The organism is Bacillus sp. FSL K6-0268 (genome assembly GCF_038005425.1).
Taxonomy (GTDB): Bacteria; Bacillota; Bacilli; order Bacillales; family Bacillaceae_G; genus Bacillus_A; species Bacillus_A thuringiensis_S.
In genome coordinates, this window is record NZ_JBBOTF010000006.1 from 14,171 (window position 1) to 30,945 (window position 16,775).

The window sequence follows — 16,775 nt, forward strand, 5'->3', positions numbered from 1 at the left end:
TGAAACTTGATTAGGAAAAAAATATCTGATCAAACAAATAGCAACTTTCGACAGCAAGAAAGTGCGGTACATGTAGTAGATAAGAAATGCGAAACAACCAAGCAAAAACAATTTTCACAGACTACAAGAACTATAGAAAGTCCACAACAAGAGACCGATCAAGGGAAATTGCAAAAACAATCTTCTAAGCTGTCACAACACAGCACCCAAGAATTTCATCAACAAGAAAGTAACGCAAGGGTACTAAATAAGACGTATGAAACAGCCGAACAAAAGCAGTATTCACAGACTATAAGCACTATAGAAAGTCCACAACAGGATACTGGGCCAGAAAAGTTACAAAAGCAATCTTCTAAGTTATTTCAACACACCACCCAAGAATTTCATCAACCAGAGAGTACCGCAAAGGTACTAAATAAAACATTTGGAACAGCCGAACAAAAACAATTTTCGCAAACTACTAGTACTATAGAAAGCCCACAACAAGAGACCGATCAAGGGAAATTACAAAAGCAATCTTTTAAGCTGTCACAACACACCACCCAAGAATTTTATCAACCAGAAAGTACCGTAAAGACATTGAATAAAAAACAAGAAACAGCCGAGCAAAAACAATTTTCACAGACTATAAGTACTATAGAAAGCCCACAACAGGAGACAGGACAAGGGAAGTTACAAAAACAGTCTTCTAAGGTATCACAGCACAGCAACCAAGAGTTTCAGCAAAAAGAAAGTACGGTACGGGTAGTAAATAAGAAATATGAAACAGCCAAGCAAAAACAACTTTCACAGGCTACAAGTACTATAGAAGGTCAGCAACAGGAGACAGGGAAAGGGAAGTTACAAAAGCAGTCTTCTAAGTTATTACAGCACGGTAACCAAGAGTTTCAACAACCAGAAAGTGCGATACAAAGGGTCGATAACCATTTTGAAACATCTAAGCAGAAACAAGTTTTACAGAATACAAGTATCCTTCAAAGCTTACAAGAAACAGGGCAAGAAAAATTACAAAAGCAATCTTCTAAACAGTCTCAACATATGAATCAAAAAATGAAACAACAAGGTCTAATCAAAGATGTTAAAAAACCAGAAGCATTAAAAATGTCCCGACAAAAACAAGTAGGCCAAACGGAAAAGTCAATTTTAAGAGAAAACGAGAAACAATCTAGAAAATTATTCAATGCTAATCCAAAAGTCCAAAAGGGAATACAGTTTATTGGAAAACTTGGTAAAAATTCATTGATTGCTACAAAAGCTGAAGTTGAAAAATCCTTAATTGATGCAAAAAACTCTTTGAAATATGGCGCTAAAACTTCTGCAAAGACTACAAAGGATTCATTAAAAGGTGGTATTACAAAGTATCAAAAAGCGTTAGAACAAGGTGATGATGGCGTTAAGGTAGCCAGTCAAGGGGTTACTAAAGGTTATAGATTAACCAGAAAAGGATTTGGATTAGCTAAAAAAGGATTTTGGAAATTAAGGGACAGAAGGCAAGAAAAGTTTTATATAAAAACACTTGATAAAGGGAAAATTGAAAGCCTCAAAAAATTAAAACAGCTAGATAAAAAGACTAGTGTAAAAAAGCTAACAAAAGTAACAGCGAAAAAGTTAACAAAAGTAACGACAAATGTAGCCGGAAGTAGCGCTTTAAAGTATCAAAAAGCGTTAGAACAAGGTGACGATGGTGTAAAAATAGCGAGTCAAAGTGCCACAAAAATTGCTAGAGCCACAAAAAAGCTCGTTAAAAATAGAATAAAAATAAATACGAAATTAGGAAAAATGGGTAAGCAAAAAGGCAAACTAATACCTTTTTCTAAAGATAAAAAGCTCAAAATAGATTCTAGGACTATCCTAAAGAAAAAAGCTATGAAAAAGAAAATGTACTACACGCCACTTCGAGACAAGAATAAGGCAAGAGCCCTTACGAGCATTGCATCTAACGCTAAGGATCAAATTGCTAATTTATTTAAAAGCCTAGGGAAATTTAATCTTCAAAACATCCAAAAGATGATAGGAACGAAGGTTGCAGCCATATTGGGTGGCGGAGTAGCGGGTGTTTTACCTATTATATTGATTGGGGTGCTTTGTTTAATCATTGCAGGCATGTTTGGTGCAGGATCTTCATCACAAGAACAAATGGGTGGAAACATTGGAGCTTCAAAAAACTTATCGCCTGAAGTTGAAAAATGGCGAGCACTTGTTGAAAAAGAGGCCACCGCACAAGGGATGGAGGCATATGTAAATTTACTGTTAGCTATCATTCAGGTGGAGAGTGGTGGAACGGGGACTCCCGACATTATGCAGTCGTCGGAATCGGCTGGTTATGATAGACCAAACGTATTTCAAACAGAAGAAGAGTCAGTTCGACAAGGTGTCAAGCATTTAAAAGAATGTTTGCTTGCTCTAAAAGCTTTCAACATGGGGTATGAAAATAATGTGAAAGCATTAGCACAAGCCTATAATTATGGTAATTATTTCGCAACATGGCTTGGTAAAAGAGGGGGAGAGTATAACCTTGAGGTAGCTGAAGAGTACTCACGGACGATAGTAGCCCCAAGTTTAGGTAATACAACGGGAAGAACGATGTCCTATGTCAACGAAACATCATTGAGGTTAGGTAAACCTTATAAATACATTAATGGGGGAAACTTCTTTTACGGTGAATTAATCAGTGAATACATTGGTGGTCCTGGTACAAACATTTCGGGAGATTTTCGAAAGGTGTTAGTTGAAATTGAGAAGTATCAGGGATGGGAGTATGTATGGGGTGGTAAAAATCCAACACAAGGATTTGATTGTAGCGGATTAACATCATGGGGATTACAACAAATTGGAATAGATTTACCATCATACGCACTCACGCAATATGAGCTAACGGAACCCATTCAGCCAAGTGAAGCACAACCTGGTGACTTAATCTTCTTTAGAGGGACATATGGTGGACCAGATCATATTTCCCATGTTGCATTCTATATTGATGAAAATACGATGTTTGATAGTCAAAGTGCTGGGATTGGTTATCACAATTGGAAAACGTCCTATTGGCAACAACATTTTGCTGGAATTCACAGAGTGAAAAGATAATGTGTTTTAAAAAAGTAGTAAGGAGTGGTTTTTTTGTCAGATCGTATCCAAAAATTAGAGGGGAAAATTGCAAAAAGAGAACAGCGAATTGAAAAATTAAATGACAATTTGAAAGAAGAAAAAAGTCGATTGGCTACCGATAAGGACCTACTGTTTAACTTGAAATATAGTGAGGTGTTCAAACGCCTACAAGAAACAGGAGTAAGTCCTGATGAAGCACTAAAGGCGCTTGGTAATGAAGTAGAAAAGAGCCAAGTTGAAACGGAAGTGAAAGAAGGTAACCTAGATACCAGTATGATGCGAGAAGGAGCTCAAAGTTATGCTAAAACGTACTAAACGATTGTTTTTCGCAACGGTATTCATATGTTCATTGTTATTTGCAAGTGTTTCAAACTTTGCATATGCGGAAGAAAAGAAAGCCGAAACACCAAAGGTAACAGAAAATAAATCAGTAGGAGAGCCACCTTCTGGACCAGATGTTAAGGGAGAAAAGAAAGAACAAGAAGTGGAAGCTCAGACACCTGCTAGTGTGAACGGAAAAAAAGTTGATGGTACAGGGACAGTAACGGACTTTACAACAAGCGGTTCTAAAGCGTTTTATACAATTACCGATAAAGATAGTAACGTATTTTACTTGATTGTAGATTTAGATAAAACCCAAAACAATGTGTATTTTTTATCAGATGTGAAAAAGACAACATTAGATGGTACAGCGACTGCAACAGCTAGTAAAGATGGGGCAAGTGTGAAACCGAATGTACCAAATCAAAAACAAGCTGAAGCGGATAAAACAATAGCAAATACGCAATCAGCATTAGAACAACCAAAAGAAGAAAGTAACAATGATTCGTTTCTACTTATTGTATTAATAATTGCTGTAGTTGGGGTTACGTTATATTACTTCTTAGTCATGAAAAAGAAAAACAAGAAAAAGAATCAAAATGAAGAGGAAGAAGGAATGAAAGACGGTAATTATGAAGATCATTTCGAAGATGAGAGAACGAATCACAATAAGGAAGATGAATAATGTTGATTAAAGCCTATATAAAAAAGCACATGTTTCAGCTTCCAACGCAGAATAATGAACAATTGGAAGCGCAAGTTGAACAAAAGTTACAGATACAAGTTGATAAATCGGAATTTTCAAAGTTATATCCCCTTACAAAAATAGAAGAGAATACAAATATTCTGGTTGACAAACAAGGGACAAATATTTTTTTACTCAACTTGCTACTTATGGTGTTAAACCATCATCAAAAAGCCATTCTAGTGCCAGAGTATTATACGAATGGGTTTATGATTGCAAAATTAGAAAAAGAAACAAATGTACAAATAACAAATATACCCTTTGACAACGTAGAAAAAGCCATTATGGAGTATATAAATCCTTCTTGTGATAAGGAGAATACGAGTAAAAGAGAATCGGTGTTGGACCATGTTGAATTTAGCTTGAATTGGTTAAGCAAGGCGCAAGAGGAGTTGAATCATATGCCCCCAAAAATAAAGGGTAAAAAGAATTAAACAGAAGGGATACATGATATGTGGGGAAAATCAAAGCGAGTTTTAGTCAGTAGTGTTCTATCACTTTCTTTCATAGGTAACACAACAGTCCTTGCTACTGTAAATAATCTAACACAAACACAAGAAAATGAAAATGTTGCTCGGAATTATGTGAAAGTGAGCTACGAAAATAAAGTTTTATTTCATGAACAAGTCCCATCTCAAACGATGATCCAAGTACTGAATGAAAAGGATGATGTAGTGGAAAGTATGGTAGTAACGAGTGATAAAGACATGCATCTTGAGAAACCAAAGATGAATAGCGGGAAAATGTTAAGTTATTGGACGATTGAAATGAAAGACGGAAAATTACGTATGAAACCAGTCTTAACCACTAAACAGGAGCTTTTCGTTACGTTTTATGTGAAAGATGCGGGTGGGAATTTAGTAGAAAACCATAAGCAAATAAAAGAAGTAGTAAAAAGCGCTACGAAAGATGCAAAGTTAAAAGATGTTTTACCCGATGTAAACCCAGATCGTCATTACAAGTTTACAGGTTGGTTTGAAATAGTCGATACAGGTGATGGGAAAAAGGTAGAAGAAAAATTACAAGGTATGGATGATAAAAAGATTACGGATTCGACAGGTGTCTATTACGCTAAATTCTATTCGGATTTGAATAACAATGGGATTGACGATACAACAGAAGAAATCACTGTGAACTTTGTGACGAATATAGAGGAACAGATTGAGCCTGTAACATTGCATGTAGGTCAAAGGATGCAAACGCCTAAACTGTCTCATACAGACAAGGTTTTCATGGGTTGGTATACAAATCCTGAGTTAACAAATAAATTTGGCAATGACAATATGAGAGATTCTATCACTCTTTATGCAAAATGGGAGAATAGTGAAAAAGTAATCAATGAATCTGAAAAAGTCCCCATTATAGATAAGGATGTTTCTGATCAAGTGGAAAAGATGTTACATGAACGTTTCAAAGAAGTAAACGAAGAGAAAATCAACAGAGAAAACCCGAATGAAACGAAAACGGAAGTACCTAATCAAGTAGCAACTGGAACAACAGACAATACCAATGCCAACAAAGGTGTAGCGACAAATAACAATCAAAAATCGGATCCGCACAATACAAATTCGAATACGAACCATGCGAATCCCGTTGCAAGTAATCCATTGGGTGGTTCTCTACAAAATGGTACGAAGGGAAAAGAAAATGGGACTTCAAACAGTGCAAATAGCAATAAAATTACCGCATACACGGAAACGAAATATGTGTTTAAAAATAAACATATTGGCGAGAAGTACATGGTCAAATTTTTAGATGAAAGTGGTGCATTTGTTTCAAGTCTCACGCTACCGTATGGAAGAACAATAAAACTAATAGATGAAAACGAAAAGGCTCATGAAGAATATGCGGTGAGACAAGATACGACCATTACCTTGGATACAGAAAGGTACGTGAATAAAGGTTCAACCTTTTTAGGACTGGATACAAGAACCGTTCAAGTGAATGCAACAGAAATAACAGAAATCGTTCCGACTACCGCTAAAAATAGCGCAAATAGTTTTTTATATAAACAAGAGAAAAAAGGAGAACAAAAGAAAGAGAAACATACGTCAATTTGGATGATGGTGTGTAGTGGAATCGCTGTGGTTGGTATCATGATTGGAATTTTTTTCTTTCTCAAAAAGAGAAAGCAGAAAGAGAAGGTGCAAATAAAAAATCCAAATCTATAAAGGGTGGTATAGACGATGTTAGACATATATCTTGTGACGCAAGTCGTCTTGCTTGTAATCGGTGCAACCTTGTTACTAAAAGGTGGTCTTACACTGATAAAATGTTATAGAATAGATATTTTATTATCTATTCTTATAAAAAATGAATTGCCAAATATGAATAAAGAAAAGGGGAAATAAAAGTGGAATTTTTTAAAAATGGCGTAGATGTTATGCAAAAATTAGTGTATTTAATTGGTGCTGGTTTAGGATTATGGGGAGCTGTCAACTTGTTAGAAGGGTATGGGAATGATAATCCGGGTGCAAAATCGCAGGGGATGAAACAGTTTATGTCTGGTGCAGGTATTGTTTTAATTGGAATGTTACTAGTCCCTCAATTAAAAACTTTATTTAGTTAAGCTGGGGACAGGAAAAAAAAGGGGGAGCACGTTTTCTCCCCCTTCCTTATCACTAAGACTCATACATACAAGGAGTATCAAAATGGGGAAAATCAAGGAAAATAAAATCTATGTGATTCTTGGTGTCATGTTGTTCATGTTCTTAAATTATCTGTTTTATTACTTTAGAGTGACGTTTGCAGGAAATGAAGGCATTGCGATCGAGTATCTGTTTTCAGAACCACAATATTTGTTATATGCGTTTCCGTTGTCCTTTCATACGATTGATTTATTTGTTCCCTTGTTTCTAGTAGGATTTGCTGTATTTGTTATACGGGATAAGAAAAAGAATAAAAAGAAGTACAAAAAAGGTGTGGAACATGGCTCAGCACAGTGGGGGAATGTAGAAAAAGATTTAAAAGATATGTATGACGAAGAAGACCAATATAATAACATTCTATTTTCACAGAATACAAAGATTAGATTGGATGATAAAAACGCTCCATTTAAGGTAAGGCGAAATAAAAATGTACTTATAATCGGAGGGTCTGGTAGTGGTAAAACACGATTCATGGTGAAACCAAATATGTTACAAATGAATGCCAGCTTTGTTGTTACCGATCCCAAAGGAACAATTGTAAATGAGATAGGTATGGCGTTAAAAAATATAGGGAAATACAAAATTAAAGTATTCAATACTGTAAAATTCAATAAAAGTATGAGATATAATCCCCTAGCCTATGTGTACAACGAACAAGATATTTTGAAACTTGTGAATACAATTATCGTAAATACAGAAGGGGAAGGCGCAAAAAAAGGGGAAGATTTTTGGGTAAAGGCTGAAAGATTATTATATCAAGCGTATTTAAGTTTAATTGTTTCAAAATTCCCTAAAGAAGAACAACATCTAGGAACATTAATGGATTTACTTTCCTACTCAACGGTAAAAGAAGATGACGAGAATTATAAAAATCCGTTAGATTACATGTTTGCACAACTAGAAAAAGAGGATCCTACACATTTTGCAGTAAAGCAATACCAATTATATAAACTAGCAGCTGGAAAAACGGCAAAAAGTATTCTCATTTCTTGCGGTGCAAGGTTAGCACCATTAAATATCCCTGCTCTACGTGATTTACTATCAAAAGATGAATTAAACCTAGATACATTAGGAAACAAAGGGCGTAAAACAGCACTATTTATTGTCGTGCCTGATACGGATGAAACATTTAATTTTATTGTGGCTATTATGTATGCTCAACTTTTCAATATGTTATGTACAATTGCCGATGATAGATACAAAGGAGAGTTACCTACACATGTGAGATTTATATTAGACGAGTTCGCGAACATCGGAAAAATTCCGAATTTCGAAAAACTAATCGCAACCATTCGTTCACGAAACATTTCAGCTACGATTATATTACAAGCATTCGCACAATTGAAAGACATCTATAAAGAAAAGGCAAACATAATTGATGGTAACTGTGATACATCTATTTTTTTAGGAAGTAAAGAAAAAACAACCATTAAATCGTTAAGTGAAGAACTTGGAAAAGAAACAATCAATGACTATAACGAAAGTAAAACACGCTCCAATAATGATAGCTTTGGACAAAATTATTCCAAATTAGGTAGAGCGTTGATGACACAAGATGAATTATTAACAATGGAACGTGATGAATGTATCGTTCAAATATTGGGTAAAAAACCCTTCAAAGATAAAAAGTATGATATAACGAAGCATCCAAGATATAAATTTCATTCGCAGGGCGAAAAATATTGGTTTGATATCAATAAATACCTAGAAGCTCTTAGAACCCCAAGAGAACCCATACTAATATTAACAACGGTGAATGGTAGCCGAGAAATATAGAGTAGAAAAAATGGAAAAGTGAATCATGACAAGCATGGTAATAAAACCAAAATTTTAATTTCATAATAATAGGTTTAAATGATTTTATAAGTTGCTTCATCAAACATCCTTGTTTCTATGATCAAAAAAGAAAGGAAGTGTGGTAATCGTGAACTGTCCATACTGTGCAACTCCCATACAGGTTGATAAGAATGGCATTGTACAAGAAATTTGTGAATTCTGTGGTGGTCGTATTCGGGAACAACAAACAGGTGTCTTACAGCTTTGTCAAAATGGTGAGCGTTTTGAGTTTACTAAGATGCAACAACAACTCTTCTTAGAACACATTCATCAGTCTGTAGAAGAGTTGAAGCAGTATCATACTTACGATTTGTATTTGTTGCTAAAGGAAGTAAGAGAAGCACGCAGTCAAACATATTACGGTTTACAGTTACTCAACAAAGCATCTAAAGAAGAACATACTTTGCAAGCGACAGCAGATGAAACAGGCGGAGAATACGAGTATTACACAAGAAAAGTATGGGTAATTGAGAACATTCTGTTAGAACGACAAGGATTCTTTCCAGAAAAAATAACCGCTCGTGTTCTGGAATATATGGGAGAACAAATTCGAAAATCAAAGAAAAAGATGATGAAGATATCTAAGCGGCAACGTCCAAAAAGGAAAGAAATCTGTTGGTAAGGAGGAGAGGTTACGGTGGAAATCATTTATAAGAATCCTTTTCAGGAAAGTTTTTATATGAATTCCTATGATATCTTTTCGGAAGAGACACCAGTTTCCTTGGTGTACTGTAAAGAATGTAAGCAGTTCTCGCCAGCATACATTCGAATATTTCGGGAGAAATACAAGTACTATTGCTCGATTTGCAAAAAAAGAACAACTCAGAAATATGAGCGAGCGACCTATATCAGTCCTATTTACACAAAAGTGTTTGATGATGCCCATAAGATTACATACAGTTGTGCGTTCTATCATCACATTTTGAAATTTGATTTTGGGAAAATGAAAATGAGAAAAATCTCGGCGATATACCGATACAATATTACTCATAATAAGCAAACGAAACAAACCTATTTGATTAGAAAGAGTCAGAATCCCAAGAAAAATCGGATCGCGAATATCACATTTGGCGCATGTTCCTATACATGGAAGTTTGCATCATCACATGTACAGTATATAGAACAAACGGAAGCTTATCAGGATTTCTTACAGGCGATCTTACCTACATGGTTTTCGGAACACCAAAAGCTTCGTGTCATGCAATTTCCGATTCTGTTACGCTATCCGCAATTGATGCTGTTACCATTAGAATTCACGGAATATTCAACCTTTAGATTTCAAGTAAGAGATAATAAATATAAGCGGGAGCAGTTAGCCCAGTTGCCATATAAGCAGTCAGAACTTGTAGAATGGGTATTCGATAAGAAAGTATCCAAGAAAGAACGAAATCTTTTATTTGAAAATCCCCGTGTATGGGTGTGGTACAAACATATTGTCCATCTCATTGAGAATGTGGATGTAAAACAATATATGCTAGAAAACCTAGCAAGAATCCCTGAAGTAATCCATTCTCACAATCTGCCGATTGAAGATGTAATCGGGCAACTGCATCCGAATTATCTACAGGAGTTCGAACGGATGAAACAACATTTCAAAAGTGAAAAAAGGTTTGCGAACGCAATCATACAACAGGTGAACAGGAATGAGGAAGATTGTGTATTCGAATATATGAGAGATATCGTGCGAATGATGGAAATGTTACAGGAAGAGATGCCGATGTATGAAGTACCAAAATTGTATGATTTAGAAACATTACACGATGTACTGGCGAGTGATCTAAGTAAAGTAGAATACGCATACGAGGAAATACAGTACGAAAAGGAAGAAAAGCTGAAATTGGAAACAGAAACAAGTGAATATCGTTTTCTATTAGCAACGAGCAACCATCATTTAATAGCAGTGGGAACAAAATTAAACATATGTGTCGGTTCGTATGCACGGGAAGCAATCCATAAGGATGTATACATTGTGGTAATGGAAGAGAAAGTACAAGAGAAGGTCACACATTGCTTAGAATTTCGTTGTAACGGAAGAGGACGGTGGTCTTTGGTGCAAGCGAAGGGGAAATATAATGATGTTCCATCAGAAGAAATCAGCCGTATTCTGATTGATTATTGTACGGAAAGAAACATACAGATTGCCACGCATGATATTAACTTTGAAAATGTATTAGAGTTGACAAGTTAAAAGAAAGTAGGGGAAAACATATGACGATTACAATACATGTACGTTGTGAACTTTCGAAGAAAGTAGGATTTAACGATAAAGATCATCTTGTGCATTTTTTGAATTATTTATTTCGAACAGACAAAAAACAAAAATGGACGAATGAATTAACGACTAATAATGTATTTCTAATGAAAAAACCAAATGAATTATATGTCATTCCGTTCCCTAGTAGCATGGAGGAACGATTACAGCTAAGAGATAAGATGTACAAATTAGTATCAGGAATTGTAGAGGATAATCATTTGGGAATTTTGAAAAACGATATTATGTATTTGGATGTACACGATAAAGAAACAGGTGATAACTGCGAACATCTATTGCATGCGAGACAGGTAGAGGAATTATTATCAGACGTCATTGAAACAGAAAAGAATGGTACGGAAAATGTGTTTTCTGTTGCACATTTAGATCAAAAGGATTCTATCTATCATGTGCATACAGTTATCCTATCAGAAGATAAGGAGTAGTGAAAATATGAAGAGAGAACAGATAAGAAAATATAGTTACCAAGCGTTGTTATGGGAACTACAGCATGTGGAACACGAGTTAAAGAAAATCAAAAAAGAATGTAACCAAACGCCGTCCAAGAGACTTGTAAAGAAACAAAACGGTTTAGATAGGCGGTATAGAATGTTATACGAGCAAGGAAATGCTGGGAATTTCAGACATGTAGTGGGTTCTTTATACACAGAGAGAGGATTGTCTATGAAAGAATTTGCAAATGCGATGGAAGTTTCAGAATCTGAGATTCACAATCTAATTAGAAAAGGCATGGTAACCGAGAAAATGTTAGATACGATTTGTACGTACTTTCAAATTCAAAAAACACCGCTGTGGATGCGTTATATGCAATGAACCCATCTATAGGCGGATGAGAAATATAGGAGACGACATTGAAACATAAAGTGGGAGGAATTCATATGAAAGTGATACTATGTGAAAAACCGCAGCAAATGAAAAGTTACTCGGAAGCCTTTCAAAGCGTTAAACGAGAAAGTACACATATTACGGTGAGGGACAAAGAAATCTTTGGAGACGAAGAAGTCGTCATGATTTCGGCACTCGGTCATCTTATCGAATTATGTAATCCTGGCGAGTATAAAGAAGAATGGAAAAACTGGAGTATGGACCAACTACCTATTATTCCAGAAGAATTTAAAATGAAGGTGTCTAAAGATAAAAAGTCGATTTTTCAAAATGCGAAACAATGGCTACAAAAAGCAGATGAAATTATTATTGCGACTGATCCTGCTAGAGCTGGAGAAGCGATTGCCAAAAATATTATTATTATGGCAGGTGTGAACGACACACCACAAAAACGATTGTGGGTTAAGAGTATGACGCAGGATGCTGTTCGAAAAGGATTTCAAAACTTGCGAGATGCAGAAGAAACATATAGTTATTATTTAGAAGAACAAGCCCGTTCTGTTAGCGATTGGATTATAGGCATGAATGCCTCACGAGTATTTACGTTGTTGTTCCGAGACAAGAAAGGCGTGAAAGAGGTGTTCAGTGCAGGACGGGTGCAATCAGCCTTGTTACACTTAATTCGCAAACGGGAGAAAGAATTAGAGCATTTCAAAGTGCAATCATTCTATGAAATTCATGGGCATTTTAATGCGAATGGAATACCCTATGTCGGAAAACTCCTCCAAGATCATAACATGATGAAACTCCATTCAAAAGAAGAAGCACAGGGAAAGTTGCAACAATTGCAAGAGCATACAGCACGTATACAAAAGGTGACAGTGGAACAAAAATTGAAACAAGCGCCGAAATTATATAATCTGTCGGGCTTACAAGCAAAATTAAATAAGAAATATAAAATGTCCCCTAAAGTAGTACTAGAAACTGCACAAAGCCTATACGATAAAAGAATGCTTTCGTATCCCCGAACAGAATATCAGCATATTCCTGTAGCGGAAGCGGAACAGTTGCCAGGTATTCTAGAAAAGCTCGCAAATTGTAAAGATTATCAAACTCTGATTGAAAAAAAAGAAAGAGACACGATTGTACAGCAAAAAGCGTACGTGGATGATGAGAAATGTGGAGACCATTACGCACTGATTCCCACGAATCAAGTTCCTAACTTAGAAACCTTATCCAAAGAAGAAAGATGGCTCTATGATGAGGTTGTGCGTAGCGTCATAGCAACGTTCTATGAGCCTATGACATATAATCAAACAGACTTTTTCACTGAAGTGAATCAAGATATTTTTAAATCGACAGGGAAGCAAATTACCCATCTTGGATGGCAAGTCGTGTTTGGAAAAGAAGAGGAAGAGAATCAAAAAGAACAGACGCTTCCACTTGTAGAACAAGGTCAATCTGTAGAGACAACAGAAATCAAGTTACATGAAGGTAAAACACAACCTCCTAAACTATATACAGAAGGGCAACTAATTACAGTAATGGCAAAGCATGATATTGGCAGCGAAGCAACGAGATCAGGCATTATAGAGAGAATCAAAACACTGTTGTATATCAAAATTGAAAAGAACATCGTACATGTAACTAATAAAGGGAAAATGATGGTGGAAGCCATTAAAGATACCGCAATTGGTTCACCAGAATTAACTGCAAAATGGGAAGTATATTTGAAAGGAATTGGAGAAGGGAAGAAAAAGGATAAGCCTTTCGTAGAAACCTCCAAAAAGTTAGCGCAGAAACTCATCAACGAAGCAAAAGACCAAGTAAACGCATGGGCGATAAATGACTTTGTAGAGGATAAAAAAACGGAACATCATATAGGAGAGTGCCCATCCTGCGGGAAACCTGTCGTAGATAAGAAAACGATATATGGTTGTTCTGGATATGCGAAAGACAATCTAAAGAGTTGTAAGTTTTCTGTTTCGAAAGAATTTTTAGGACAGAAGATTAGTGAAAGTAATATGATAAAGCTGTTAGAGGGTAAGAAAACGACGTTACTTAAAGGATTAAAAGGGAAATCAGAAAAGGAATTCGATGCGTATTTAAAATTGGACGCTGGGAATATTCAGTTTGTATTTCCGAAGAAAAAGAAAATAGCAAAGACATGAATGAGAAAGCGACTGTATGATACAGTCGCTTTCTGAAAATAGACAAATACAAATGAGTAGTAACTTGCTATACAGTTAAAGGGAATAGTATACATCATACCATGTTTATTAGAAATAAAGATATGTAATAATGCATATCTTTATTTTAGAATGTCTCCTTCTTTTTTGGCAGAAGCTAGCTGGGGGTATGGGGGCTAGTCCCCATGATTGACGTAACGATACATGAAATGAATGGACGATAGTACAGGCGTTTTGGCACGTATACTATTCGGTGTAAGCTGAAGAACCTAAAATCTCCTTTTTTGTCGTCAGCTTAGCAACGATACGTTGACGTGCCAAAAAAAGTTTGGCAAGGATGGAAGGGCTACGGAACAACGTAGAGTGGCCCTCTCCAAAGGTGGAGATTTTCTGAAGCAAAGCGGAAGAAAATACAACCTGTTCCTTGCGGAACTTTTAGCCTTTTGGGTATCTGTTTTTAGCCCGCCCGTTCATCGCACGTATGTAAAGGTGTCTGTCAAGGACCTTCGCACAATCTTCTTGTTCTTTCTGTGCAGTGACAACCCATTTAGACGATTTTTCTGGAGTTCTTCCGCCTCCTTATTTACGTGAGGAAATTAGCATGTTAATATGAGTAGTGTTGTTACTTAAATAGCTGATTTCCTAAAACACGTTCCCATCGCTGTGGGGACGTGTTTTTCCGTTTTGGGATAGGTTGGGGGAGTACAACGAAAAGAAAGTAGAATATGGTATAATAAAGGAACAAATAATGGTGAGCAAAGTGAGGGAGAACGATGAAAAATCATGAGCATGTAAATGGTCAAATTCTCCAAACGAACAAGAAATGGTCACATCTGAAACAGAATCAGAAGAATTTGATAGCAGGATGGTTACAAGAAGAATATCGAGGTTTTATCGTCATGTATTTGCGAAAACCCAAACGTTATGAAGAAGAATATATGTTAGATAGTGTGATGGAACGAATTCAGGCACGTGATATTTGGATACCGTATGTAGAAGTAAAGACGTATTTCACACGAAAAAAAGGAAAGTGGTATCGGAAATTAGAAAGCGAGTTAGAAAGTAGAAGGATGGAAGAAGAGAAATAGATTCGCATAACAAATGAAAGAATCGGAATGCTGATTTGTTATGCGAAAGGGGAGCGTATGAAAAAAGACGTACGGAAGAACAGTACGCCTTTCTGTGCCCTTATGCCTTTCAGGAGAAAGCGCAATGCCACTTTGTAGTATTCTGTAGGGATTTCGTGTGCAATGAATGAATTGTATGGTGGAATTGCTGTTCTTACTATATGTTCTTTAGGTGATTCGTTTTATTTTTGAGTGAAATCATAAAATGAGGACAAGACGATGTATGTTGATATGTCTTGTCCTCATTTTGAATGGAGTTAAGGAAAAATAAGCAATGACAATCCAACGAAACAGATGTAGTTATGGTGTAAATAACAGTAGTTGGATGGGATTGTCATGTTAGGATGTGCAAAAAGAAAAATTTTATGCGAAAATGGTTATAAAAACCATTCTATGAAAAAGTATGGTAAAATAGAGGAGACATGTGTATAAGGAATTCGAATTCGGTTCTTTTGCCGAATTCGAATTCCTCCTTCATCAAGAGGAAAGATAGCGCATGACAAGAACGACTAATTGATCTAATTCTTGACTACAGGCAATGACAAGTGGGTGGGTGTACCCGTGTGTTCGAACTAATCGATATAGTTTCTTTTTTTGTTCCGTAATTTGTTGTTGTAGTTGGAGTAAACTGGATGTGGAGACAGACATGAAAATCCCTCCTGTTTCGGATAGACATATAATTTTGTTCAGTATACTTGCATTTCAGATAAATAGAAATGGCAATATGGTATGTAAAATATTCCATTTGTAAAAGGGGAAAACAGACAGATGAAATCAACAGGGATTGTACGAAAACTAGATACCCTTGGTCGTATCGTAATACCGAGAGAAATGATGCGTACCCTTCATATTCACAAAAAAGACCCATTAGAAATATTTGTAGAAGGGGAAAATATCATTCTACAAAAATATAAATCGTATGGTACGTGTCTCATAACAGGAGAAATTTCTTCCCAGAATATCAAGTTGGCGGACGGACAGCTGATGCTGAGTCCGGAAGGAGCGATACAGCTTCTAGAGGAATTAGAACAGTATCTGGACAGAGATTAAGAATACGAGGGGGAACGAAGGATGGAGAGAAAAGCACAACCTGTTTTAAAAGAAAGAACCAGAAATACCGTATCGATGCAGGAACGGTTATTACAAGAAGTCATACAAAAAAAGAAGATCACTTCTGTGATTTTAATCAACGGATTTCATATGAAAGGAATCGTAAAAGAATATGATGCATTTTCTATTTTGGTAGAATCCGATGATAAAAATCACCTGATTTATAAACATGCGATTTCAACGATTCGATTATAAAAAAGCATGAATCCCAATGATTTCATGCTTCTGTAGTCTGATAGACAGCTACATATTTAGTTGTTTACTGCTTCTTTTAATTGTTTACCGGCTTTAAAGGCAGGTGCTTTTTTTGCAGGAATGATAAGAGATTCTCCCGTACTTGGATTTCGTCCTTCTCGTGCAGCACGCTCTCGCACTTCGAATGTACCGAATCCAATTAGCTGGACATTGTCACCATTTTGCAAAGCTTGCTGAATGGATGCGAATACGCTATCTACTGCTAGACTTGCTTGTGGTCTTTTGAGACCTGTTTTTATTGCTACTTGTTGGATTAATTCTGTTTTATTCATCGGACACCTCTTATTGTAAGTAATATTTGTTTTAGTATAAGGGGAGAAAGAGAATGGTGCAAGAGAGTTT

18 protein-coding genes are annotated in these 16,775 nt (G+C 36.1%); 16 read left to right on the forward strand and 2 right to left on the reverse strand.

Features of this window, described 5'->3' with window-relative positions; genetic code table 11:
- Positions 1-6: 6 nt before the first annotated feature.
- From MHI28_RS35285 to MHI28_RS35350, 14 genes are all read left to right on the forward strand, one after another.
- Positions 7-3,084, forward strand: a complete 3,078-nt coding sequence (locus MHI28_RS35285; protein ID WP_340829360.1) for a lysozyme family protein — start codon at positions 7-9, stop codon at positions 3,082-3,084.
- Between the two features lie 24 nt (positions 3,085-3,108).
- Positions 3,109-3,420 (forward strand): hypothetical protein, encoded by a 312-nt coding sequence (locus tag MHI28_RS35290; RefSeq protein WP_277547459.1) that lies wholly within the window; start codon positions 3,109-3,111, stop codon positions 3,418-3,420.
- Entirely contained in the window at positions 3,404-4,111 is a 708-nt protein-coding gene (locus MHI28_RS35295; protein WP_197263144.1) for a CD1107 family mobile element protein, read from the forward strand. The genes MHI28_RS35290 and MHI28_RS35295 overlap by 17 nt, the downstream gene beginning before the upstream one ends.
- Entirely contained in the window at positions 4,111-4,605 is a 495-nt protein-coding gene (locus tag MHI28_RS35300) for a hypothetical protein (RefSeq protein WP_078186797.1), read from the forward strand. The genes MHI28_RS35295 and MHI28_RS35300 overlap by 1 nt, the downstream gene beginning before the upstream one ends.
- 18 nt (positions 4,606-4,623) lie before the next feature.
- On the forward strand, positions 4,624-6,342 hold the full coding sequence (locus MHI28_RS35305; RefSeq protein ID WP_340829370.1) for an InlB B-repeat-containing protein: 1,719 nt from the start codon (positions 4,624-4,626) through the stop codon (positions 6,340-6,342).
- Between the two features lie 15 nt (positions 6,343-6,357).
- Entirely contained in the window at positions 6,358-6,522 is a 165-nt protein-coding gene (locus tag MHI28_RS35310; protein WP_166669646.1) for a hypothetical protein, read from the forward strand.
- A gap of 2 nt (positions 6,523-6,524) precedes the next feature.
- On the forward strand, positions 6,525-6,740 hold the full coding sequence (locus tag MHI28_RS35315; RefSeq protein WP_078186799.1) for a Maff2 family mobile element protein: 216 nt from the start codon (positions 6,525-6,527) through the stop codon (positions 6,738-6,740).
- An 82-nt stretch (positions 6,741-6,822) separates the two neighbouring features.
- Positions 6,823-8,595: a VirD4-like conjugal transfer protein, CD1115 family gene (locus MHI28_RS35320; protein ID WP_134208725.1), complete on the forward strand. Its 1,773-nt coding sequence runs from the start codon at positions 6,823-6,825 to the stop codon at positions 8,593-8,595.
- A gap of 148 nt (positions 8,596-8,743) precedes the next feature.
- A complete protein-coding gene (locus MHI28_RS35325; protein ID WP_277547468.1) occupies positions 8,744-9,277 on the forward strand; it encodes a hypothetical protein in 534 nt (177 codons plus the stop codon).
- 327 nt (positions 9,278-9,604) lie between these two features.
- Positions 9,605-10,843: a PcfJ domain-containing protein gene (locus MHI28_RS35330; RefSeq protein WP_242071535.1), complete on the forward strand. Its 1,239-nt coding sequence runs from the start codon at positions 9,605-9,607 to the stop codon at positions 10,841-10,843.
- A gap of 20 nt (positions 10,844-10,863) precedes the next feature.
- Complete coding sequence (locus MHI28_RS35335) at positions 10,864-11,352, forward strand: hypothetical protein (RefSeq protein ID WP_197263142.1); 489 nt, start codon at positions 10,864-10,866, stop codon at positions 11,350-11,352.
- Between the two features lie 7 nt (positions 11,353-11,359).
- Entirely contained in the window at positions 11,360-11,740 is a 381-nt protein-coding gene (locus MHI28_RS35340) for a hypothetical protein (protein ID WP_207312747.1), read from the forward strand.
- A gap of 65 nt (positions 11,741-11,805) precedes the next feature.
- Positions 11,806-13,923 carry a type IA DNA topoisomerase gene (locus MHI28_RS35345; RefSeq protein ID WP_277547471.1) on the forward strand — a complete coding sequence of 706 codons (2,118 nt, stop codon included), beginning with the start codon at positions 11,806-11,808 and terminating at the stop codon, positions 13,921-13,923.
- A gap of 791 nt (positions 13,924-14,714) precedes the next feature.
- Positions 14,715-15,029 (forward strand): transposase, encoded by a 315-nt coding sequence (locus MHI28_RS35350; protein ID WP_078185714.1) that lies wholly within the window; start codon positions 14,715-14,717, stop codon positions 15,027-15,029.
- A gap of 516 nt (positions 15,030-15,545) precedes the next feature.
- Here MHI28_RS35350 and MHI28_RS35355 read toward each other — a convergent pair.
- Positions 15,546-15,716 (reverse strand): Spo0E family sporulation regulatory protein-aspartic acid phosphatase, encoded by a 171-nt coding sequence (locus MHI28_RS35355; RefSeq protein ID WP_197263149.1) that lies wholly within the window; start codon positions 15,714-15,716, stop codon positions 15,546-15,548.
- Between the two features lie 120 nt (positions 15,717-15,836).
- On the opposite strand from MHI28_RS35355, the gene MHI28_RS35360 reads away from it, so the two are divergent.
- Positions 15,837-16,118 (forward strand): AbrB/MazE/SpoVT family DNA-binding domain-containing protein, encoded by a 282-nt coding sequence (locus MHI28_RS35360; protein WP_197263150.1) that lies wholly within the window; start codon positions 15,837-15,839, stop codon positions 16,116-16,118.
- Between the two features lie 21 nt (positions 16,119-16,139).
- Entirely contained in the window at positions 16,140-16,373 is a 234-nt protein-coding gene (gene hfq / locus MHI28_RS35365) for an RNA chaperone Hfq (protein ID WP_197263151.1), read from the forward strand.
- Positions 16,374-16,429: 56 nt separating this feature from the next.
- Here the strand turns inward: hfq and MHI28_RS35370 are convergent, their stop codons facing one another.
- A complete protein-coding gene (locus MHI28_RS35370; RefSeq protein WP_277547472.1) occupies positions 16,430-16,705 on the reverse strand; it encodes an HU family DNA-binding protein in 276 nt (91 codons plus the stop codon).
- Positions 16,706-16,775 lie beyond the last annotated feature (70 nt).

What these genes read in the sequence shown, in the direction of transcription:
- MHI28_RS35345 (WP_277547471.1), top strand. Translation starts at nt 11,806, where the DNA reads ATGAAAGTGATACTATGTGAAAAACCGCAGCAAATGAAAAGTTACTCG.
- MHI28_RS35330 (WP_242071535.1), top strand. Translation starts at nt 9,605, where the DNA reads ATGAGAAAAATCTCGGCGATATACCGATACAATATTACTCATAATAAG.
- MHI28_RS35350 (WP_078185714.1), top strand. Translation starts at nt 14,715, where the DNA reads ATGAAAAATCATGAGCATGTAAATGGTCAAATTCTCCAAACGAACAAG.
- MHI28_RS35310 (WP_166669646.1), top strand. Translation starts at nt 6,358, where the DNA reads ATGTTAGACATATATCTTGTGACGCAAGTCGTCTTGCTTGTAATCGGT.
- MHI28_RS35305 (WP_340829370.1), top strand. Translation starts at nt 4,624, where the DNA reads ATGTGGGGAAAATCAAAGCGAGTTTTAGTCAGTAGTGTTCTATCACTT.
- MHI28_RS35295 (WP_197263144.1), top strand. Translation starts at nt 3,404, where the DNA reads ATGCTAAAACGTACTAAACGATTGTTTTTCGCAACGGTATTCATATGT.
- MHI28_RS35300 (WP_078186797.1), top strand. Translation starts at nt 4,111, where the DNA reads ATGTTGATTAAAGCCTATATAAAAAAGCACATGTTTCAGCTTCCAACG.
- MHI28_RS35355 (WP_197263149.1), bottom strand. Translation starts at nt 15,716, where the DNA reads ATGTCTGTCTCCACATCCAGTTTACTCCAACTACAACAACAAATTACG.
- MHI28_RS35320 (WP_134208725.1), top strand. Translation starts at nt 6,823, where the DNA reads ATGGGGAAAATCAAGGAAAATAAAATCTATGTGATTCTTGGTGTCATG.
- MHI28_RS35370 (WP_277547472.1), bottom strand. Translation starts at nt 16,705, where the DNA reads ATGAATAAAACAGAATTAATCCAACAAGTAGCAATAAAAACAGGTCTC.
- MHI28_RS35340 (WP_207312747.1), top strand. Translation starts at nt 11,360, where the DNA reads ATGAAGAGAGAACAGATAAGAAAATATAGTTACCAAGCGTTGTTATGG.
- MHI28_RS35335 (WP_197263142.1), top strand. Translation starts at nt 10,864, where the DNA reads ATGACGATTACAATACATGTACGTTGTGAACTTTCGAAGAAAGTAGGA.
- MHI28_RS35360 (WP_197263150.1), top strand. Translation starts at nt 15,837, where the DNA reads ATGAAATCAACAGGGATTGTACGAAAACTAGATACCCTTGGTCGTATC.
- hfq (WP_197263151.1), top strand. Translation starts at nt 16,140, where the DNA reads ATGGAGAGAAAAGCACAACCTGTTTTAAAAGAAAGAACCAGAAATACC.